The organism is Sphingomonas sp. ID1715 (assembly GCF_013044515.1).
In the GTDB taxonomy this organism is placed as follows: Bacteria; Pseudomonadota; Alphaproteobacteria; order Sphingomonadales; family Sphingomonadaceae; genus Sphingomonas_B.
The window spans coordinates 172,771-192,123 of record NZ_JABEPR010000007.1 but is presented as its reverse complement, the minus strand read 5'-3'; the positions used below and the strand labels follow the sequence as shown (position 1 = coordinate 192,123).

Below are 19,353 nucleotides of genomic sequence, written 5' to 3'. Positions count from 1 at the left end.
TGGAACGGTCCCAACTTCGGTAACGGCTGAACCTCTCGCCGGTAGGCCATGTCCGCCTCCGGCGCCCGAACCGCCTTACGCACCACACCACGCGACAGATGCAGGTCGCGCGCTATCGCCTTGATGGCCTTCCCCGACGCGTGCTCGCGTCGGATCCTCAACACCGTCTCCAATACCAACATCCCGATCTCGCCGCCTGACACACCGCCAAGCGTGCAGCCTAGACCACCGGGATGAGGGGTCTTTTTTCGACGCCGATCACCCCGCTACCGGGGTCCTTTTTCCACGCCGATCCACACTGATCCCACCCAGCGCGACTATGAGCGGACATTGGCACTGCTGGAACAGGAGCTTGGGGACGAGCCATTCGCGCTCGCCACCCGCGGCATGATCAAGGCCGTACGGGACAGCTATGCGCGCCAGACCCGCAAGGCTCACAAGATCAAGCAGATGGTGAGCCGCCTCTATAGCTGGGCAGACGAAAATGAGCTTGTGCCCGAAGGCTTCAATCCCGCGGCACGCATCAAGCGCCTCAAGCGCAAGGGCGGCGATCAGGAATATGTCGTCTGGTCAACCCACGAGATCGAACTCTTCCTCACCGAAGCCCCTGAACATGTTCGCACGCCGGTACTTCTGGCGCTCTACACCGGGCAGCGTGCCAACGACATTGCCCGAATGCTCTGGTCGCAGTGGCAGGGCGACTATATTCGCGTCCGGCAAGCCAAGACCGGCGCGATGCTCGACATCGCCTGCCACCAGCGCCTCAAGGCGCACCTGGAGACGCTGAAATCGACACGCTTATCGCTCAAGGGCACCATCTGCCTTACGGTAAGGGCCAAGAGCTTCAACGCGAACAATCTGGGAAGCGCGATTCACCGGGCGGTTCAGAACATCGCTGCCATGCCAAAGAACCGCTCGCTCCACGGACTGCGATACGCCGCAGGGTCTGCGATGGAAGAGGCAGGCTGCACGATCTCCGAGATCGAGGCCGTCCTGGGGCACAGGACACTCCGCATGGCGCTCAAATACGCGTCGCAGCGGCTCCGGACCCGATCGGCGATGACGAAGGTCGAGTCCTCTTAAGGCCAGCGGTGACAAGCCCGCATCGTTATGAAGCAAAGGATCTGGTGAGGGGCATAGCTGCAGCGCTCCATGAGCGACGCTCGCAACGCCGAAGGGACCCGGGGTGCTGTTCTCGAGGAGGCTCCCTGGGACGGCGCTGACGGCGCTAGACCGTCCGGCGAAGGAACAGCGATTTTAGCTTGCCCCATGCCGTGCGGCGCTCCGCAATCTGACGCCGCATCGTTGCCAAGTTGTGCGAACGATAGCGTTCGGTAATCCGAGGATCGTCTGCGAACTGATCGAAGATCTGGGCCGGGTCATTGGCCATAACGAGATGTGCTTTGCGGCCCGTCAGATCCGAGCGGAGATACTCGAATAACGCTTGCAATGTCCCTGTCGCATCGCGTTCCCGGCCCGATGCGAGCATCTCGTCTATATATTCCCGGAGGACGATGGGAGCGGCTTCGAGCTGCCTCTTGGCCGTGTCATCGGACCGATTGAGTTCGACCACGTTTGCGAGACGACTGCGGAGACAGTGGAACGGGTGCATGATCGGCACCTTGAGTTCGGCGATGCCGCCAGTCGTCTGCACTTGGAAGACCAGGTCTGCGGCGGATTTTTGCAATCTATCGTCCGGCACACCTTTCACGTGAGTGAGAAAATCGATTTCCACATTGTGGCCGTCGATGGTCGCCTTCACCCTGGCACTCTCGGGGGTATGGTCGTCTCGGCCCGGGAGCAGGACCTCACCATCGATCAGCTGCGCGAGTTTTCTCGCTGCGTCTACCTGCCCGAAATAGTCCAGGTCTTTGGACGTGTAGGGGCCATAGTAGGCGAGTTCATTCGCCTTCTCGAAATAGCGCTCAGCCCAGATATTGAGCGCCTGCCCACCGACGATGAATGCTCCGTCAGAGAGCGTCAGTGCGGACGCGATGCGATGGACGATGTCAGCGGGAAGCGGTTCGCCGCTCAGAGATGAGCGCTCTGGTGCTCAGCCGAGGAACCGACAATCTCAAGGGGCGCCAAAAAGCTGTTGCGGACCCGCAAATCCTCGCGCGAGACCCCGCTGCGAAGGGCAGCATCGTCGGCGGCGCGGGCAAGCGACTTCTCGCGCCGACGCTCCACCGGATCGAAATAACCCATCTTCAGCATGGTCAGCTCCGCAATCTCTCTACATTCGAGGATGTTTAGGGTCAATGAACGCGCGAAACGCACCGCCCTTTCCATAAAATGCTGTGCAGATGTGTGTGCAGATGTGGTGGCAATGGCTGCGACCCACAAGCGTGCCAGATCGCGCCATTCCACTGCCCTCCTACCCGATCGATCCTCGACAAGGGAGACTTGGGCTCCGCGGGGCTGTCAGTCACAGACCGCTGTCATCTCTCTCACCTGGGGCCCGCCGCCTTGCCCAGATCACCAAAGCCTCGGCTCTGCGGATCGCGGCCCATCCAAGCATGATCGCAGGAAGTGCCACAATCAGGTGAGATAGCAGGTCCATCGTCTCTCTCCCGCAAAGCCCAGCCTGAAGCACAAAGCTGTAGATGTAGGAAAGATTTTTGTTCCTGCTTCGTTCCTGTTGCGCGATGAGTAGCCGATGCGGCTTTCGAGCGACCATCTGACCTTCAAAGCGCTCGCTGCCCTGGACGAGGCCGCGGAAGCGACTGGGCCGGTGCCCAAGTCCTTCGCCCTGCGCTTCGCGCTCGCCTATCTCTACGCGATCTCGACTGGCGAGCGATGGATGTTCGACGAGTTCTGGCGGCGGGCCACGGAGCCATGTGCCGGCGACTTTGCGGGCGCCCTGGCCCGACGACAGAGCCTCAACGCCGCCTTCAACGGCATCTGCCGTGTCGCCGGCATGGAGCGAACGCCCGAGCTGATGCAGCGCTTGCGGCAGGCGCAGGAGCGTCGTGAGCACCGCCCGGATTGAGACCACCGCCTGCTTCGGGAGGTACCGAGTCGATGCGATGATCCGCTGCACGGTCTGCCGCCACACCGCTCGGGCAACGCCGCCCGAGCTGCGGCAGATGTTCCCCTATCCGCTCCGCTTGCAAACGGCCGCCCACCTGTTGAGATGCTCAGAGTGCGGCGCCAAAGGGCAGGTCCACATCGCTCCCGTTCCTGCGCAGGCACGCTAACGTCCCACATCTACAACCAAAGATCGGCGGACGTCATGGACCAGAACGGGCGGGCTCGGACGGTGGGAGTGCGGAAGTGATCGGGACGGCTCTTGCGGCGGGACTGGCCTTTGCCTGCACACCGGTACGAGTCTGGGACGGTGCTGGGCCGATCTGGTGTGCGGAAGGCCCCAAGATACGGCTGCCCGGCGTCGCAGCCCGCGAGACGGACGGGAGCTGCAGACCGGGTCACCCCTGCCCCGCCGAATCCGCAACCGGCGCCAGGGCCCGGTTGGTCGCGCTGCTCGGCGGCGCTCGCGGCCGATCGCCGGAGGGGCACGTCCTGGTGCGGGGACCGAGACTCCAGTGCCGATCCACGGGCTCGGCCGGCGGATCTCGAACAGCGGCCTGGTGTTCGTCGCCTCGCATTGGCGACCTGTCCTGCGCAATGGTTCGAACCGGTGCCGTGCTTCGCTGGGAGCGCTACTGGCGCGACCATCGATGCCCGGCGCGACCCGTCGAGCATTGAGTGCATCCGTAGGACGTGCCAGCTTGGCGGCATGTGCAATCGCTACCGCATGACTGCCAAGCAGGCCGAGCTTGCCGCACGCTTTCGTGTAGAGCCGATCTATGCGCCAGACGAGAGCTTCCCGCCACCCGAGCTGTTTCCGAAGAAAATGGGCTGGGTTGTGCGCGAGGAGGACGGCACCCGGCGGCTCGACATCATGCGATGGGGTTTTCCGCATCAGGTAAAGGGCGCTTCCGGCAAGATGCTCGACAAGCCGGTTACCAACGTACGAAATCTGAGCAGCCCCTTCTGGAAGTCTGTGCTCAAGACGCCGGAGCGGCGCTGCCTGGTCCCGGTCACCGACTTCTGCGAAATGGCCGGCCAGCCCGGCAAGATGAAGCAGCATTCGTTCAGCGTGCCGAGCCGCGCCATCTTCGCTTTCGCCGGCGTCTGGCGACCAGCCCCCGGTGGCAACGTCTTCGCTTTCCTCACATGCGAGCCCAACGAGATCGTGAAGCCGATCCATCCCAAGGCCATGCCGGTTGTGCTGCACGATGAGGACTTCGACGGATGGCTGTCCGGCGAGTATGACAGCGCCTGTGCGCTCGCCGCGCCCTACCCTTCGCAGCTCATGATGCTGGCATGACCGCTCGCCGCCCGTCCTTCCGGAGCTTCCACGGCGGATACTGGGTGGGCATTGCGGTCGCGATCGTGCTGACGGTCGGCGGCGCCGCGGTGCTCGCATAGAATAGCTGCGCCATGATGATCGAACATGAGGATCACGACCGGACCCCGGATCGGCTCAGCACCAGGATGCTGGCTTCGGCCTTTGTGGCCTTTGGGCTGTTCGCGATGGCAAGCAGCATAGCGTTTCTCGTGCGCCTGGTGCTGAGTTAGCAGCGCTGGCACTCGCCCCGTCCGGCAACGATCGCCCAGCGCATCGAATCACCGCGGAACGCCCTCTTCAGTTGCCATCCGCAGCACCCCTGATTATGGGCCCCGACACCGATTGCGAACTTTTCTGCGAACTTGCTGCGAACTTTTCGGTTGCGTAACAAGTTTTCGGTTTAGTTTCAGGTACTTGGCCCGATGGCGGAGTGGTTACGCAGAGGACTGCAAATCCTATTATTTCGCGACCGTGCGATGGTGCCGAGGCGGGAAGATCGGCTTCCATCTCGAAGACGCCCTGGCCATTTTCGGACTGACCGACGACATCGACAGCGGCTATGCCGAGCATCATCAAATCCGCGACCGGCGTCAGACCGTGCATTTGCCGGCCAGCATCGTGCTGGTCGCGACGCCGGTTCCGGTCACCGTACGAGATATCTCGCAGACGGGTATGCGGATCGAGGGCCCGGTTGCGGTCGACACCGAGTCGACGCTGCTGATCAAGTTGCGCGACCGCCCCTTGCTGCTCGGCACCGTCCGCTGGGCGTCCGGCGCCAAGGCCGGTCTTCAGATCGCCGAGCGCATCGCGGTCCTGAAACTCGTCTACCATTATGACTGAAAGAGGAGCGCCTTACTTGGCCTGATCGTCCTGGGCGAGCAGCAGCGCGCCGTGGAGCCCGGCATCGGCCAGCACGGGTGCCACGACGAACGGCGCGCTGCTGCCCGTTTCCGGCAGATAGCCTGCAAGCTTGTCGCGCAGCGTGGCGTTGACCGTGGCCAGGATGCCGAGCCGCGCCAGCACGCCGCCGCCCATGACGACCCGCTGCACACTGAGGCCGAGGCGCAGGGTCATGGCGAGCTGCGCGAGATAATCGGCCAGTACCAGCCGAAACGGGTGCCCTTCGCCCAGGCTGTCGAGCGGAGCGCCGAGGCGCGCCATGATCGCGGGTCCGCTCGCCAGGCCTTCAAGGCAATCGCCATGATAGGGGCAGATGCCGGCAAAATGATCGTCAGGATGGCGCCGCGGGAGCATGTGACCGATTTCGGCATGCAAGGCGCCATGATGCGGCGCCCCGTTCAGCAACAACCCCCCGCCAATCCCCGTTCCGACCGTCACATAGGCGACGTGCCGGCACCCTTGCGCTGCACCGAATCGCGCCTCGGCGAGGGCTGCAGCATTCACGTCCGTATCGATCACGACGGGGCAGCCGAGCCGCCGCTCGAAAAAGGGTGCGACTTCGGCATGTGCCCAGCCCGGCTTGGGCGTCGCCAGCATGCACCCCCAATCAGGAGAAGCCCGATTCAGCCGCACCGGGCCGAACGCGCCAATGCCGAGTGCCGTGATTGAGCCATGTTGCTCCGCCCATGCTTCGAGGATCGTTGCGGCGGTCGCGAGCGTCTCGTCCGGCGTCCGGGTCGGCATCCGCTCGACCGCCAGCGGCGCCGCCGGATCGTGACCGACGGCCACGATCGTCTTAGTCCCTCCCATTTCGATACCGGCCAGCAGCGGGAGAGCGTCCATTCGGTCACGCTAGTCGAGCCGGCGAAGCGGAGCAAACACCCCTAGAAAAACTAAGCAACACTTACTATATATCTGCATTATGGCCGACCAGATTGGGTTCCTCACCGGAGACGTGTCGCGGCTGCTCCGCCGCGCTTTCGACGTCCGTGCGCGGGAAATCGGCGTGACGCGGACGCAATGGCGGATGCTCACCACTCTCTCGCGCAATGAAGGCGCCAACCAGGGGCAGCTCGCCGAACTGCTTGATATCGAGCCGATCACGCTTTGTCGGCTGGTCGACAAATTGTCGGCGGCCGGGCTCGTCGAGCGCCGGCCCGACCCAGCCGATCGCCGCGCCTGGCGCATCTATCTGAGCGAAGCCGCGCACCCGATCATCGCTCGATTGCGTTTGCTTGCCGACAGCCTGCTCGACGAGGTTTTGGCGGGCATGGACGAAGGCGAGCGAGCGCATTTGGCCGAGCTGCTTGGCCGCATGCGGGACAATCTGGTTGCCGCCGAACGAAACGAACGAAAGACTGCTCATGGCTGACGCCGACCGCCCGATCATCGCCGATACGGAACTCGCGACCCTGATGGTCGCTGAAAGGCCGAAGCGCCGCTGGGGCCGACTGGTCGCGCTCGTCTCCGTGCCGCTTATCATCGTCGCGGTCGGGGCCTATCTTTGGCTGACTTCCGGCCGGTTCGTGTCGACCGACAATGCCTATGTTCAGCAGGACAAGGTGTCGGTGTCGGCAGATGTCGGCGGCCGTATCGTCGAGGTGCGCGCTGCCGAAAACGCCCATGTGAACAAGGGCGACGTGCTGTTCCGCATCGATCCGGCACCTTATCAGATCGCCGTTGAACAGGCGCGGGCGGCGCTCGCCAATGCGCAGGTGCAGGTGCAGACGCTGCAGACCGAATATCAGGGCAAGGGCGCCGATATCGAAGGCGCGCGCATCGCCATTCAGGCGGCGCAGGAGGATTTCGCCCGTCAGTCGGCGCTGATGGCGCGCGGCTTCACCACCCGCGCCTCCTACCTCAACTCGCAGCACGCGCTGCAGCAGGCGCGGGTGCAGCTGCAGAACGCTCAGGCCCAGGCCGCCGAAGCCCGCGCACGACTGCAGACCGGTGCGGCGGTGCCGGGCGTCAATCCGGCGATCGCCGCCGCGCGCGCCCAGCTCGACCAGGCCCTGCTCAATCTCGAGCGCACCACCGTCCGTGCGCCAACCTCCGGCACGGTCAGCCAGGCGGATCGGCTGCAGGTCGGCAACCAGATCGTCCAAGGCCTGCCCGCGCTCAGCATCGTCGTCGGCGACCGCGCCTGGGTCGAAGCGAACTTTAAGGAAACCCAGCTGAACAAGGTGCGCGTCGGCCAGCCCGCCCAGCTTGAGATCGACGCCTATGACGGGCTGAGGCTGAAGGGCCATGTGATGAGCTTCGGCGCCGGCACCGGCTCTGAATTCTCGGTGCTGCCGGCGCAGAATGCGAACGGCAATTGGGTGAAGGTGACCCAGCGCGTGCCGGTGCGAATCGCGATCGACGAGGCTTCGCCGCGGCCGCTGATCGCAGGCCTCAGCGCCAATGTGAAGGTCGATGTCCGCAACGGCCGCTAGCGGGCCGGCGGCAGACATCGCCGCCACGCCCGTCGAACAGAAGACGCTGCTCACCATCGCCGTGATGATGGCGACGGTGATGCAGATTCTCGACACCACGATCGCCAATGTCGCGCTGCCGCACATGCAGACGGCGCTCGGCGCCACCGCCGACACGATCACCTGGGTGCTGACCAGCTATATCGTCGCGTCCGCGATCGCGATTCCGATCACCGGCTGGCTGTCGGACCGGGTCGGCTCGCGCAACCTCTTCCTGGCCGCGGTTGCCGGCTTCGTGCTCGCCTCGATGCTATGCGGCACCGCGACAAGCCTGGAGGAAATGGTTGCCTTTCGCGTGCTGCAGGGGATCAGCGCCGCGTTCATCAATCCGCTCTCCCAGACCGTGATGATGGACATCAACCCGCCGTCCAAACAGGTGCGGGCGATGACCATCTGGGGCCAGGGCATCATTATCGGGCCGATCCTCGGACCGGTGCTGGGCGGCTGGCTGACCGACAATTTCGACTGGCGCTGGTGCTTTTACGTGAACGTGCCGTTCGGCATCGTCACCTTGGCGGTCATGTGGGCCTTGCTGCCCGCCAAGCCGCTGCGTCCCCGCCGGTTCGATCTGTTCGGCTTCTCGCTGCTCGCGCTTGCCGTCGCGTCCTTCCAGATCATGCTCGATCGCGGCCAGCAGGCGGACTGGTTCGACAGCTGGGAGATCCGCATCGAAGCCGCCATTGCGCTCGGCGCGGCCTGGATGTTTGGCGTGCACATGTTCACGGGCAAGGCGCCGATGTTCGAAAGGGCGCTGCTCACGAACCGCAACATGGCGACCGGCCTCTTCTTCATGGTCGTGATCGGCGTCATCATGTTCGCGACGATGGCGCTGTTGCCGCCGATGCTACAGCGCATCTGGAATTATTCGGTGGTCGACGCCGGCGCGCTGCTCGCGCCGCGCGGCGTGGGCGTGCTGGTGACGATGACGGTCGCCGGCAAGCTGATGGGCAAGGTCGATCCCCGCTGGCTGGTCGGCACCGGCATGACACTCGCCGCATTGTCGCTCTGGGAGATGACGAGCTGGTCGCTCGGCATGGACCGCACCTGGATCATCATCAGCGGCGCGCTGCAGGGGCTCGGCATGGGCCTCGTCTTTCTGCCACTGAACCTCACCGCCTTCGGCACGCTGGACCCGAAATACCGCACCGACGGCGCCAGCCTGCTCAACCTCTTCCGTTCGATCGGTGCGTCGGCGGGAATCTCCGTGGTGACAACCTTCCTCGGCCGCAACCTGCAGACCAGCCACAGCGACATCGCCGGCAACGTCACCTCGTTCAACCTGCCAGCCATGGACCCGAGCCAGGCGCAGCGGCTCGGCACGTTCGGCGACACCGCACTCGCCATGCTCGACGCCGAGGTCAATCGGCAGGCGCTGATGATCGCCTATCTGGACGACTTCAAGTTGATGGCGATCGTCACGCTATGCGCGGTGCCACTGGTGCTGCTGCTTCGCCGGCCGCGCGGGCGCCCCGCGGCCGACGAGCATCATGCGATGGAGATGTGACCGCCTACGGCTTGGGCGCGAACTCCGACCGGCCCGCCTGCCACAGCGCGAAGCTGAAGATGTCGGTCCATACCTGATCGAGCTGGCTGCGGGTCGATCCGATGCCGTGTCCGGCGTCGAAGTCGATGCGCAGCAGCACCGGCTCGCCGCTGGTCGTCGAGGCTGCCAGCTTCGCCGCATATTTGGCGCCGTGGAAGGTCGCCGCGCGCGGATCGTTGATGCCGCTGACGACCAGGGTCGCCGGATAGCGCGTGCCCGGCTTCACATGCTCATAGGCGTCGAGATCGTACATGATCTTGAACGTCCTGGCGTCGGTGATCGGCCCGCCCCATTCCTGGATGTCGGCGAAATTCTGCTCCGAGACATAGCGGATCGGGTTCATGAAGCCGACATTGGCGACCGCGCCGGTGAACAGGTCCGGCCGCTCGTTGACCGCCTGCCCGACCATCACGCCGCCCGCCGACGTACCGAGAATCGTCATATATTCAGGGCTGGTGAGCTTGGTGCGGACCAGTTCCTCCGCCACATCGATCGCGTCGCGCCAGGTGTTCGCCTTTGTCTCCGCCTTGCCGGCATAATGCCATTTGCGGCCGAACTCGCCGCCGCCGCGGACGCTCGCCTCGACATAGACGCCGCCGCGGTCGAGAAACGGGATCATCTGGCTGCGATAGGCCGGCGTCATCGAATAGCCGTAGCTGCCATAGGCCTCGATGATCAGCGGATTGCGGCCGTTCGTTACCAGCCCCTTGCGCGCCAGCACCGTGTACGGAACCTTGGTACCGTCACGCGCCGTCGCGATCAGCTCGCGCGCTTCGTACTTTGTCGGATCGAGGGCGGCGGGTGCTTTGACCAGGCCCAGGTCGACCAGCCTGTCGCCGTCGAGCCGATAGGGCTGTGCCGGCGCGAACCAGCCGCCAAGGCTTACAAAGCCACCGTCCGAGTCCAGATCGGTCTCGACCCAGCGCACGGTGCCCGACACCGGCAGGACGATGCGCCGCGCAACCCCGTCGCGGCCGACCCGCCACAGCGCGGACTTGCCCCCTTCCAGGGTCTTCAGGATCGCTCCTGACTTGGATGCGGTGATGCTCTCGATCACCGGGTTGCCGGGAATGGCGATCGGCTTGGCGGCGGCCAGGCTCGGCGCCTTGGCGGACGTGAGCAGTAGCCGGCCATTGCTGTCATCCTTGCGCGACACCAGCCACAGCGCGTCGCCGGACAGCGCCACGTCGACGATCAGATCGTCGAAGTCGGCGACGCGGGACCAGCCTGCCTTGCCCGCGACTACGCTCTCGCGGTCGGCGCGATAGACCGCGCGTTCGGAGCGGCCGTCCCACACGCCGAGCAGCGCCGTATCGGAATCGGGCGACACGAACACGCCCTGGAACTGGTCCGCGGTCAGGGGCACCGGCGGCTTGGCGCGATCGATCAGCACGGCGTCCGGCCCGCTCGCGCCGAGCCGGTGCAGCCGCGCCGAGTTGTTGACGTAATAGGTCGGCGTGCCCTTCTCGCCGACAAAGGTCAGATAGGTGAAGCCGCTCTCATCGGGCAGCCAGCCGAAAATGCCGAAATCGGTGTTGGGAATGCGATCCGGCAGCAGCTGCCCGGTCGCGGTGTCGACGATATGCAGGATCGACGCCTCGCTGCCGCGCTTGGACAGGCCCACGGCGACATAGCGGCCCTTGGGCGAAGCCTGCCACCAGTCGATCACCTGGTCGCCGCCGGCGACCTTCGCGGGATCGACCAGCACCCGTTCCGCGCCATTGCCGGTCCGCACGTAAATCACCGTGTCCTGCGCGCCGGCATCGCGCCGCTGGATCAGCCGGTGCGGCCCCGCCTGAACGACTTTCTGCACCGTCGTGACCGCGCCCGACAGCGCCTCGGCATCCTTCAGGAACGCCGCGCGGCCCGGCACAGACTCGAACGTCGCCCGCGTCGCATCCGCCTGCGACTTCAACCACGGCATCCAGCGCGAATCCTTGCCGCTTTCCATCCAGCGATAGGGATCGGTGATCTTGGTGCCGTAATAGTCGTCGGTGACCGGCTCGATGGGCGCAGGCGGCGGGGCGGCAAGCGCGCCCGCGGCGCAAACGGCAAGCAACGACAGACCGGAACGCACAATCGACGCACGAATCATGACACTCTCCCCCTGGGTCGCGGGCAGCTTAGGGAAAGGCTGCGGGAAATCGAGTGGCTTCAGATCTGCAGCTGGCTGCCCAGTTCGACCACACGATTGGTCGGCAGGCGGAAGAACTCCATCGCGCTTTCCGAGCTTTTGAGCATCCAGGCGAACAGCTGCTCGCGCCATAGCGCCATGCCCGGCATGGTCTTGGACGCGATGAGCTTCTGGCGGCCGAGAAAGAAGCTGGTGCTCATCATGTCGAACGGCGCGCCGCATTGGCTGATCCCGGCCAGGTCGCGCGGAATGTCGACCTCGTCCATGAAACCATAGTGCAGCACGGCGCGGTAGAAGCCTTCGCCGGCATCGTGCAGCTCGACCCGCTTCGCGTCGCTCACCTGCGGTACGTCCTCGACCTTGACTGTCAGGATGATCACCCGCTCGTGCAGGATCTGGTTGTGCTTCAGATTGTGGAGCAGCGCCGCCGGCACTGCATCGGCGGAACTCGACAGGAACACGGACGTGCCCCGCACCCGGTGGACCGACGATGCCGCTGAAGCGATGAAGACCGGCAACGGCAGCGCGCTTTCCTCCAGCCGTTGCCGCATCAGCAGCCGGCCCTTGGCCCAGGTCGTCAGCACGGTGAAGCTGATCGCAGCCACCAGCAGCGGGAACCAGCCGCCGTCCGGCACCTTGGTGATGTTCGACGCGAAGAAAGCGCCGTCGACCAGCAGGAACAGGCCGATCGTCCCTGTCGCGAGCAGGCGGTTCCAGCGCCACACCGCGAACACCAGCACCGCCAGCATCATGGTCGTGATCAGCATCGTGCCGGTGACGGCGATGCCATAAGCGGAGGCGAGCCGGCTGGACTCGCGGAAGCCGAGCACCAGCACGATCACCATCAGCAGCAGCCCCCAATTGATCGCGGGGATGTAGATCTGGCCGGCGGCCGTCTCGCTGGTGTGCAGGGTGCGTAGTCGCGGCAGGAAACCGAGCTGGATCGCCTGATGGGTCACCGAAAAGGCGCCCGAAATCACCGCCTGGCTCGCGATCACCGTGGCCAGCGTGGCGATACCGACCAGCGGTAGCCGCGCCCAGTCCGGCGCCATCAGGTAAAAGGGATTGGCGGCCGTTGCCGGATCGCCGAGCATCAGCGCGCCCTGCCCGAGATAGTTGAGCATCAGGCACGGATAGACGATCGCCAGCCAGGAAAAGCCGATCGCGCGCCGCCCGAAATGGCCCATATCGGCATAGAGCGTCTCGGCGCCCGTGACCGCCAGGAAGACGGAGCCGAGCGCCAGGAAGGACAGCTTCGGGTCGTAGACGAAGAAGCGCACGGCCCAGGCGGGGTTCAGCGCCTGCAGCACCTCCGGCCGAGCCGCGATGTTGGTCACGCCCAGCATGGCCAGCACGGCCATATAGACGAGGATGACGGGCCCGAAGAGCCGCCCGACTTTCGCGGTGCCGCGCGCCTGGATCAGGAACAAGCCCAGCAGGATGCACAGGGCGATCGGCAGCACCAGCGGCTGCAGGCGCGCTTCGGCGATCGTCAGCCCTTCGACCGCAGACAGCACCGAAATGGCGGGCGTGATCATCGCGTCCCCATAGAAGAGGCAGGTGGCGAGCACGCCGAGCAGCACCAGCGCCGGTGCCCATTTCCGTTCGCCCAGGCTGCGCGAGATCAGCGACAGCAGGGCGAAGGACCCGCCCTCGCCCTTATTGTCCGCGCGCATGGCGACGAAGACATATTTGACCGTGACGACCAGCATCAGCGCCCAGAAGATCAGGCTGAGCACGCCGAAAATGTGCAGCGCATCCACCTTCAGCGGGTGCGGCCCGAGGAAGCTTTCCTTGAGCGTATAGAGCGGCGAGGTGCCGATATCGCCATAGACGACGCCGATCGCGCCCAGCATCAGCTTGGGGAGTGCGTCACCGGGTGTGTGTTCGCCGGCAGGTGCGCCGCCGGCAGCTGTGGTCATGGTGGCCATGCCGCTCAGGTGCGCGCTGGCCACATAAAGATTCCATGAGGATCCCGTGAGTCCGGCGTAAGCAAAACGGGGGAATCCTGCGCCGCCCTCTCGACCTTCGCCCCAACAGCGCGCACCTTCCGGCGCATCATGACGACGCGCATTTCGATCGCTGCCCAACCCGCGGAAGGGTTGCCGGCCTTTGCGGCCGCCCTCCTGCTGGTCGCCGCCTCGACGGTGATCGGCCTTGCCATGGCGCCTTATTGGGGTACCGGCGCGGTCGACCTCGTCTATCTGCCCGCCGTCCTCGCGGCGGCCGCTTTTGCCGGGCGCGGCCCCGCTCTGCTCGCGGCGATTGGGTCGGCGCTCGCCTATAATTTCTTCTTCACGGTGCCGCTCCGGACCTTCCGCATCCACAGCCCGGCCGATTTGGTCACCGTGATTATGCTATTCCTGGTCGCGCTCGTGACCTCGACCCTCGCCTCGTCCTTGCGCCGTCAGGCGAGCCTTGCAGCCGCGCATGCCGACCGCAACGCGACGATTGCCGGCCTCGCCCGGTACCTTCTCAGCTGCGCGGACGCGCAGGAGATCGCCGATGCCACCGTCGCCGAGCTCTCCTCTCTGTTCGGCTGCAACGCCGTGATGCTGACCGGCGCGGCCGACCCGCGCATCGTCGCCGCGCGGCCCGGCTCCGCGGCGCTGACGCCGAGCGACCTGGCCGCCACCGCCGTGGTGCTGACGACCGGCGAGCGGACGGGCCGCGGCCTTGCCGGGGTGACGACGATCGAATGGCAGCTTCACCCGGTTCGCTCCGCCAGCGACATCCTCGCCGCGGTCGCCCTCGCGCGCGACGATGGCCAGCCGGCCGTGTCCCGCGACGAACTGTCCCTGCTCGACAGCCTGCTCGACCAGGTTGCGCTGGCGCTGGAACGCGCGCGCGCGGACGCGGAAGCGCGCGATCTCGCCACGGTGCGCGAGCGCGACCGGTTGCGCGCGACGCTGTTGTCGACGGTCGGCGAGGAGCTGAAGCCGCCGCTCCACGCACTGGTCGCCGCCGCCGCCGCATTGCGCCGCACCGGCGGGGCGGACAAGGAGCAATTGTCGGTCGTCACCACCGAGGTGACCCGGCTGCAGCGCTACCTCGACAATCTGCTGCAACTCGGCCCCGCTCCGGACGAGCAGCCGTTCGAGACCGGCGGCGTGACGATCGACCTGTATCACCGCACCGTGCTCCGCGACGGCGCACCGGTTCACCTCACGCCCAAGGAATATGCGGTGCTGGCGGAGCTCGCCAAATATCGCGGCCGCGTGCTGGGGCACGCCCATCTGCTCAAAAGCGCTTGGGGCCCCGCATATGAACGCCAGACCGACTATCTGCGCGTCGCGATCCGTGCCCTCCGCCAGAAATTGGAGCGCGATCCCGCCCGCCCCAGGCTGATCGTCAACGAACCTTCGGTCGGCTACCGCCTCGTCGCCTGAGCTTGCCGGGCGGTATTGCAGCCCCCATTTCCTGCTCTGGCGTCCTCCACAGAACAGAAGTAGAACTCGGCCCCTATGCTGACTCACATCCTTCAGCTGCGGTGTTCCGCATGCTGACCCACATTCAGGTGCGCGGCGCGCGCGAGCATAATCTCAAGGGCGTCGACCTCGACCTGCCGCGCGACAAGCTCATCGTGATCACCGGCCTGTCGGGTTCGGGCAAGTCGAGCCTCGCCTTCGACACCATCTATGCCGAGGGGCAGCGGCGTTACGTCGAGTCGCTCTCCGCCTATGCGCGCCAGTTCCTCGAGCTGATGCAGAAGCCGGACGTCGATCACATCGAAGGCCTCTCGCCCGCCATTTCGATCGAGCAGAAGACGACCAGCCGCAACCCGCGCTCGACCGTCGCGACCGTCACCGAAGTCTATGACTATATGCGCCTGCTCTGGGCGCGCGTGGGCATCCCCTACAGCCCCGCGACCGGGGAGCCGATCGCTGCGCAGCAGGTCAGCCAGATGGTCGATCGCGTCATGGCCCTGCCCGAGGGCACGCGCGCCTATCTGCTCGCCCCCGTCGTGCGCGGCCGCAAGGGCGAGTATCGCAAGGAGCTGGCCGAGTGGCAAAAGGCCGGCTTCACCCGCGTCCGCATCGACGGCCAGTTCCACGAGATCGACGAAGCCCCGGCGCTCGACAAGAAATACAAGCACGACCTGGAAGTGGTGGTCGACCGCATCGTCGTGCGCCCAGGCATCGAGAGCCGCCTCGCCGACAGCTTCGAACAGGCGCTGAAGCTGGCGGACGGGTTGGCGTATGTCGATCCGGCTGATCCTCCAAAGCCGGACACCCAAACTCCGTTCGCTTCGAGCGAAGTCGAGAAGCGGGTGGCCGGGGAACACGCCCCCCCGGGCCGCATCGTCTTCTCCGAAAAGTTCGCCTGCCCCGTCTCCGGCTTCACCATCCCCGAGATCGAGCCGCGGCTCTTTTCCTTCAACGCCCCGCAAGGTGCCTGCCCGGCCTGTGACGGCCTCGGCGAAAAGCTGATCTTTGACGAGAACCTCGTCGTCCCCAACGAGACGCTCAGCCTGAAGAAGGGCGCGATCGTGCCCTGGGCGAAGAGCCAGCCGCCCAGCCCCTATTACATGCAGGTGCTGGCCAGCCTTGCCCGCGAGTTCGACTTCGCGCTTGACACGCCCTGGGCCGAGCTGCCGCCGGAGACCCAGCGCGTCATCCTGCACGGCACCGAAGGCCGCCCCGTCACCCTCCGCTTCATCGACGGCCGCAAGAGCTATGAGGTCAAGAAGCCGTTCGAAGGCGTGATCGGCAACCTCAACCGCCGCCTGCTGCAGACCGAGAGCGCCTGGATGCGCGAGGAACTCGGCAAATACCAGTCGGCCCAGCCCTGCGAGACCTGCCACGGCGCCCGCCTCAAGCCCGAGGCGCTGGCGGTGAAGATTGCCGGCCGCGACATCAGCCAGGCCACCCGCCTGTCCGTTGTCGACGCGCTCGCCTGGTTCACCTCGCTCCCGCCGCACCTCTCCGACCAGCAGCGCGCCATTGCCGAGCGCATCCTGAAGGAGATCGTCGAGCGCCTCGGCTTCCTCAACAATGTCGGCCTCGACTATCTGAACCTCGACCGCACCAGCGGCACGCTGTCGGGCGGCGAAAGCCAGCGCATCCGCCTCGCCAGCCAGATCGGCTCCGGCCTGTCGGGCGTGCTCTATGTGCTCGACGAGCCTTCGATCGGCCTCCACCAGCGCGACAACGACATGCTGCTCGCCACGCTGAAGCGGCTGCGCGACCTCGGCAACACCGTGATCGTCGTCGAGCATGACGAGGATGCGATCCGCACCGCCGACTATATCGTCGACATGGGCCCCGGCGCCGGCGCGCATGGCGGCGAGATCGTGGCTCAAGGTGATTTGGCCGAGCTACTCAGCCACGAGAATAGCGTGACCGCCGATTACCTCTCGGGACGGCGAGAAATCGCCGTCCCGACGAAGCGCCGCAAGGGCAATGGCAAGAAGCTGACCGTCCACGGCGCCCGCGCCAACAATCTGCGGGGCGTCACCGCCTCCATCCCGCTCGGCACCTTCACCTGCGTCACCGGCGTGTCGGGCTCGGGCAAGTCGAGCTTCACCATCGACACCCTCTATGCCGGCGCCGCCCGCGCGCTGAACGGGGCGCGGATGGTCTGCGGCCCGTGCGAGAAGATCTCCGGCCTCGAACATTGCGACAAGGTGATCGACATCGATCAGTCGCCGATCGGCCGCACGCCGCGCTCCAATCCGGCCACCTATACCGGCGCCTTCACCCTGATCCGCGACTGGTTTGCCGGGCTCCCCGAGGCGCAGGCGCGCGGCTACAAGCCCGGCCGCTTCTCGTTCAACGTCAAGGGCGGGCGCTGCGAGGCCTGCACCGGCGACGGGCTGCTCAAGATCGAGATGCACTTCCTGCCCGACGTCTATGTGACGTGCGACGTCTGCCACGGCGCCCGCTACAATCGCGAGACGCTGGAGGTGAAGTTCAAGGGCCGCTCGATCGCCGACGTGCTCGACATGACGGTCGAGGACGCCGCCGAGTTCTTCAAGGCGGTGCCCGGCATCCGCGACAAGATGGCGATGCTGGTCGAAGTGGGCCTGGGCTATATCAAGGTCGGCCAGCAGGCGACGACGCTGTCGGGCGGCGAGGCCCAGCGCGTCAAGCTCGCCAAGGAACTCAGCCGCCGCAGCACCGGCAAGACGCTCTACATACTGGACGAGCCGACCACCGGCCTCCACTTCGAAGACGTCCGCAAGCTGCTGGAAGTCCTCCACGCCCTGGTCGAACAGGGCAACAGCGTCGTCGTGATCGAACACAATCTCGACGTCATCAAGACCGCCGACTGGATCATCGACCTGGGGCCGGAAGGCGGCGTCAAGGGCGGCGAAATCCTCGTCACCGGCACCCCCGAAGACGTGGTCAAGGAACCGCGCTCGTTCACCGGCGCGTATCTCGCGCCCCTGCTTTCCAAACCCGTTCGTGTCGAGCGAAGTCGAGACACCGGGTCGAACAAAGCGGAGGCAGCCGCCAGCGCGCCGGCCCGCCGCAAGACCCGAGAACGCGAACCCGCCGAATAAATGTCCCTGATCGCGCTCGCCCTCGCCGCCACGCTCAGGCTGGACCAGGGCGCCCGCGCCTATATCCCCGCGTCAGCGGGCGAAAAGCCCCCGCTCCTCGTCCTCCTCCACGGCGCTGGCGGCACGCCGAACTCGATCCTCGCTGCCTTTCGGCACGAGGCGGAGCGCCACGGCGTCGTCCTGCTCGCCCCCAGGTCACGCGGCCTGACCTGGGACCTGATCGCCCAGGCCCGCCCCCGCACCACCGCCGCTCCGACGCTCGACGAAGACCTGACCCGCATCCGCGCCGCCATGACGGCCTTGAGCACCCGCCGTCCCACCGACCCCGCCCGCACCGCGATCGGCGGCTTCTCGGACGGCGCCAGCACCGCCCTGACGATCGGCCTCGCCCACCCTCAGCTCTTCGGCACGATCCTCGCTTACTCCCCCGGCATGGCCTTCGCCCCGAGCCGCTACGACCCCGCCCAACGCATCTTCATCGCCCACGGCCGCAGCGACACGGTGCTGCCTTTCGCGAACACGGAGCGCAACCTCGTCCCCGGCCTGCAAGCGCGGGTAAAGGTCACCTTCCGCCCCTTCGACGGGGAGCACGGCATGACCGCGGAGGTGCAGGAGGAGGGGGTGGCGTACTTTGCTACCTAAGCGAGCCCATATTCTCAGCGTTTAGCTAATGAGTATCATGCTCTCGAGGGCGCAGCGGGGAATAGTTAACTTGGGCGATTAAACAAATCGTCGCCCCGAGGCTTTGGCTGCTGCTTAGGACGTTCAGCCCGAACCCGATCCGCAATCTGTTTCGCCTCAAGATAAGTCTGAACGTACTGATCGACCCGCGTCTCTGATAGTGGCTTGAGGTCAGACTGCGGGATGAGTGTCGCAAAGACCTCATCTTCCCCGGAGAGATCAACGATTTCTACACTACCAGTTGCCCAATCTCCCTTGCAGTAGGCTTGCAAACCCAAAGTCGCATAGAGACTTAACTTTTCCTCAAGCAGCGCTACTTTGCGCGGTTGAAGAAGCGGGATTATAGGCACACCGTCCTTGACATACCAACAAACAGCCTTGACGTTGATGACAACTTCAGGCCCCCATTCAATTTGCCGGCTCGTGGTAAGTCCTGATTGTGGAAAATCGGCGAATCGTTTGGTTTCTACCGGGTCACGCTCTCCAAGTTCACACAATGCGCGGATGCAAGCTTCAACACGGGGATGAGTTCCTGGAAAGACGATATGCGCGGACGTTGATTTGATGACCCCTCGTCGCGCTGCTGGCATTGCCGCCCAAGTGTGCGCATGAGTGAAGCCAATCTTGGCTTCATCAAACTCAAGCATTCGATCTACAGTGAGTCGCACATTGCCCGCTTCGGTTACGCTCGCAACGGAGAGTGCCAATGGAGCGCTTGAGCGAGTAGCTTTTGTCATTTTTAAATGAGAACAGAACGGGCCCGAG

The 19,353-nt window shown here is 65.2% G+C and carries 18 protein-coding genes and 1 pseudogene; 12 read left to right on the top strand and 7 right to left on the bottom strand.

Annotation, left to right across the window (positions count from 1 at the left end; translation table 11 throughout):
- Positions 1-182 (bottom strand): annotated as a pseudogene (locus HJG53_RS18410) (IS21 family transposase); the annotation flags it as partial.
- Between the two features lie 148 nt (positions 183-330).
- On the opposite strand from HJG53_RS18410, the gene HJG53_RS15825 reads away from it, so the two are divergent.
- Complete coding sequence (locus HJG53_RS15825) at positions 331-1,083, top strand: tyrosine-type recombinase/integrase (protein WP_171132279.1); 753 nt, start codon at positions 331-333, stop codon at positions 1,081-1,083.
- A gap of 145 nt (positions 1,084-1,228) precedes the next feature.
- Here HJG53_RS15825 and HJG53_RS15820 read toward each other — a convergent pair whose 3' ends face one another.
- Together HJG53_RS15820 and HJG53_RS15815 are read right to left on the bottom strand one after the other, a co-directional pair.
- Positions 1,229-1,762 (bottom strand): hypothetical protein, encoded by a 534-nt coding sequence (locus tag HJG53_RS15820; protein WP_171132277.1) that lies wholly within the window; start codon positions 1,760-1,762, stop codon positions 1,229-1,231.
- 269 nt (positions 1,763-2,031) lie between these two features.
- On the bottom strand, positions 2,032-2,367 hold the full coding sequence (locus tag HJG53_RS15815) for a hypothetical protein (protein ID WP_171132275.1): 336 nt from the start codon (positions 2,365-2,367) through the stop codon (positions 2,032-2,034).
- Positions 2,368-2,656: 289 nt separating this feature from the next.
- On the opposite strand from HJG53_RS15815, the gene HJG53_RS15810 reads away from it, so the two are divergent.
- The 5 genes from HJG53_RS15810 (at position 2,657) to HJG53_RS15795 (ending at position 5,191) form a co-directional block, all read left to right on the top strand.
- Positions 2,657-2,989 (top strand): hypothetical protein, encoded by a 333-nt coding sequence (locus tag HJG53_RS15810; protein ID WP_171132273.1) that lies wholly within the window; start codon positions 2,657-2,659, stop codon positions 2,987-2,989.
- A 284-nt stretch (positions 2,990-3,273) separates the two neighbouring features.
- Entirely contained in the window at positions 3,274-3,705 is a 432-nt protein-coding gene (locus HJG53_RS18895; RefSeq protein WP_368039595.1) for a hypothetical protein, read from the top strand.
- A gap of 31 nt (positions 3,706-3,736) precedes the next feature.
- The gene (locus tag HJG53_RS15805; RefSeq protein ID WP_302477396.1) at positions 3,737-4,330 is read left to right on the top strand and encodes an SOS response-associated peptidase; all 594 of its coding nucleotides are present in this window, start codon (positions 3,737-3,739) and stop codon (positions 4,328-4,330) included.
- Between the two features lie 113 nt (positions 4,331-4,443).
- Positions 4,444-4,581 (top strand): hypothetical protein, encoded by a 138-nt coding sequence (locus HJG53_RS15800; RefSeq protein ID WP_171132269.1) that lies wholly within the window; start codon positions 4,444-4,446, stop codon positions 4,579-4,581.
- 241 nt (positions 4,582-4,822) lie between these two features.
- Positions 4,823-5,191 carry a PilZ domain-containing protein gene (locus HJG53_RS15795; protein ID WP_217352889.1) on the top strand — a complete coding sequence of 123 codons (369 nt, stop codon included), beginning with the start codon at positions 4,823-4,825 and terminating at the stop codon, positions 5,189-5,191.
- Positions 5,192-5,203: 12 nt separating this feature from the next.
- Here HJG53_RS15795 and HJG53_RS15790 read toward each other — a convergent pair whose 3' ends face one another.
- Positions 5,204-6,094 (bottom strand): ROK family protein, encoded by an 891-nt coding sequence (locus HJG53_RS15790; protein WP_171132265.1) that lies wholly within the window; start codon positions 6,092-6,094, stop codon positions 5,204-5,206.
- Positions 6,095-6,173: 79 nt separating this feature from the next.
- Here HJG53_RS15790 and HJG53_RS15785 point away from each other — a divergent pair, with 79 nt between their 5' ends.
- The 3 genes from HJG53_RS15785 to HJG53_RS15775 are packed head-to-tail and all read left to right on the top strand — an operon-like array spanning position 6,174 to position 9,229.
- Complete coding sequence (locus HJG53_RS15785) at positions 6,174-6,623, top strand: MarR family winged helix-turn-helix transcriptional regulator (RefSeq protein WP_171132263.1); 450 nt, start codon at positions 6,174-6,176, stop codon at positions 6,621-6,623.
- Positions 6,616-7,686, top strand: coding sequence for an HlyD family secretion protein (locus tag HJG53_RS15780; protein WP_171132261.1), 1,071 nt, complete (start codon positions 6,616-6,618; stop codon positions 7,684-7,686). Before HJG53_RS15785 ends, HJG53_RS15780 begins: the two co-directional genes overlap by 8 nt.
- Complete coding sequence (locus HJG53_RS15775; protein ID WP_171132259.1) at positions 7,667-9,229, top strand: DHA2 family efflux MFS transporter permease subunit; 1,563 nt, start codon at positions 7,667-7,669, stop codon at positions 9,227-9,229. The genes HJG53_RS15780 and HJG53_RS15775 overlap by 20 nt, the downstream gene beginning before the upstream one ends.
- Positions 9,230-9,233: 4 nt before the next feature.
- Here the strand turns inward: HJG53_RS15775 and HJG53_RS15770 are convergent, their stop codons facing one another.
- On the bottom strand, positions 9,234-11,363 hold the full coding sequence (locus HJG53_RS15770) for a prolyl oligopeptidase family serine peptidase (protein WP_171132257.1): 2,130 nt from the start codon (positions 11,361-11,363) through the stop codon (positions 9,234-9,236).
- Positions 11,364-11,422: 59 nt separating this feature from the next.
- The gene (locus tag HJG53_RS15765; protein WP_254447833.1) at positions 11,423-13,258 is read right to left on the bottom strand and encodes a potassium transporter Kup; all 1,836 of its coding nucleotides are present in this window, start codon (positions 13,256-13,258) and stop codon (positions 11,423-11,425) included.
- Positions 13,259-13,462: 204 nt separating this feature from the next.
- On the opposite strand from HJG53_RS15765, the gene HJG53_RS15760 reads away from it, so the two are divergent.
- The 3 genes from HJG53_RS15760 (at position 13,463) to HJG53_RS15750 (ending at position 18,549) form a co-directional block, all read left to right on the top strand.
- Positions 13,463-14,791 carry a DUF4118 domain-containing protein gene (locus HJG53_RS15760; protein WP_171132255.1) on the top strand — a complete coding sequence of 443 codons (1,329 nt, stop codon included), beginning with the start codon at positions 13,463-13,465 and terminating at the stop codon, positions 14,789-14,791.
- Between the two features lie 110 nt (positions 14,792-14,901).
- A complete protein-coding gene (uvrA, locus tag HJG53_RS15755) occupies positions 14,902-17,907 on the top strand; it encodes an excinuclease ABC subunit UvrA (RefSeq protein WP_171132252.1) in 3,006 nt (1,001 codons plus the stop codon).
- Positions 17,908-18,549: an alpha/beta hydrolase gene (locus tag HJG53_RS15750; RefSeq protein ID WP_171132250.1), complete on the top strand. Its 642-nt coding sequence runs from the start codon at positions 17,908-17,910 to the stop codon at positions 18,547-18,549.
- A 65-nt stretch (positions 18,550-18,614) separates the two neighbouring features.
- Here HJG53_RS15750 and HJG53_RS15745 read toward each other — a convergent pair whose 3' ends face one another.
- Complete coding sequence (locus HJG53_RS15745; protein ID WP_217352888.1) at positions 18,615-19,295, bottom strand: hypothetical protein; 681 nt, start codon at positions 19,293-19,295, stop codon at positions 18,615-18,617.
- Positions 19,296-19,353: the final 58 nt, after the last annotated feature.

Bases quoted from the DNA above. Each gene is read 5' to 3' on its own strand.
- HJG53_RS15785 (WP_171132263.1), top strand. From the start codon at position 6,174: ATGGCCGACCAGATTGGGTTCCTCACCGGAGACGTGTCGCGGCTGCTC.
- HJG53_RS15775 (WP_171132259.1), top strand. From the start codon at position 7,667: ATGTCCGCAACGGCCGCTAGCGGGCCGGCGGCAGACATCGCCGCCACG.
- HJG53_RS15750 (WP_171132250.1), top strand. From the start codon at position 17,908: ATGTCCCTGATCGCGCTCGCCCTCGCCGCCACGCTCAGGCTGGACCAG.
- uvrA (WP_171132252.1), top strand. From the start codon at position 14,902: ATGCTGACCCACATTCAGGTGCGCGGCGCGCGCGAGCATAATCTCAAG.
- HJG53_RS15805 (WP_302477396.1), top strand. From the start codon at position 3,737: ATGTGCAATCGCTACCGCATGACTGCCAAGCAGGCCGAGCTTGCCGCA.
- HJG53_RS15760 (WP_171132255.1), top strand. From the start codon at position 13,463: ATGACGACGCGCATTTCGATCGCTGCCCAACCCGCGGAAGGGTTGCCG.
- HJG53_RS15765 (WP_254447833.1), bottom strand. From the start codon at position 13,258: ATGCTGGGCGCGATCGGCGTCGTCTATGGCGATATCGGCACCTCGCCG.
- HJG53_RS15800 (WP_171132269.1), top strand. From the start codon at position 4,444: ATGATGATCGAACATGAGGATCACGACCGGACCCCGGATCGGCTCAGC.
- HJG53_RS15780 (WP_171132261.1), top strand. From the start codon at position 6,616: ATGGCTGACGCCGACCGCCCGATCATCGCCGATACGGAACTCGCGACC.
- HJG53_RS15810 (WP_171132273.1), top strand. From the start codon at position 2,657: ATGCGGCTTTCGAGCGACCATCTGACCTTCAAAGCGCTCGCTGCCCTG.
- HJG53_RS15770 (WP_171132257.1), bottom strand. From the start codon at position 11,363: ATGATTCGTGCGTCGATTGTGCGTTCCGGTCTGTCGTTGCTTGCCGTT.
- HJG53_RS15790 (WP_171132265.1), bottom strand. From the start codon at position 6,094: ATGGACGCTCTCCCGCTGCTGGCCGGTATCGAAATGGGAGGGACTAAG.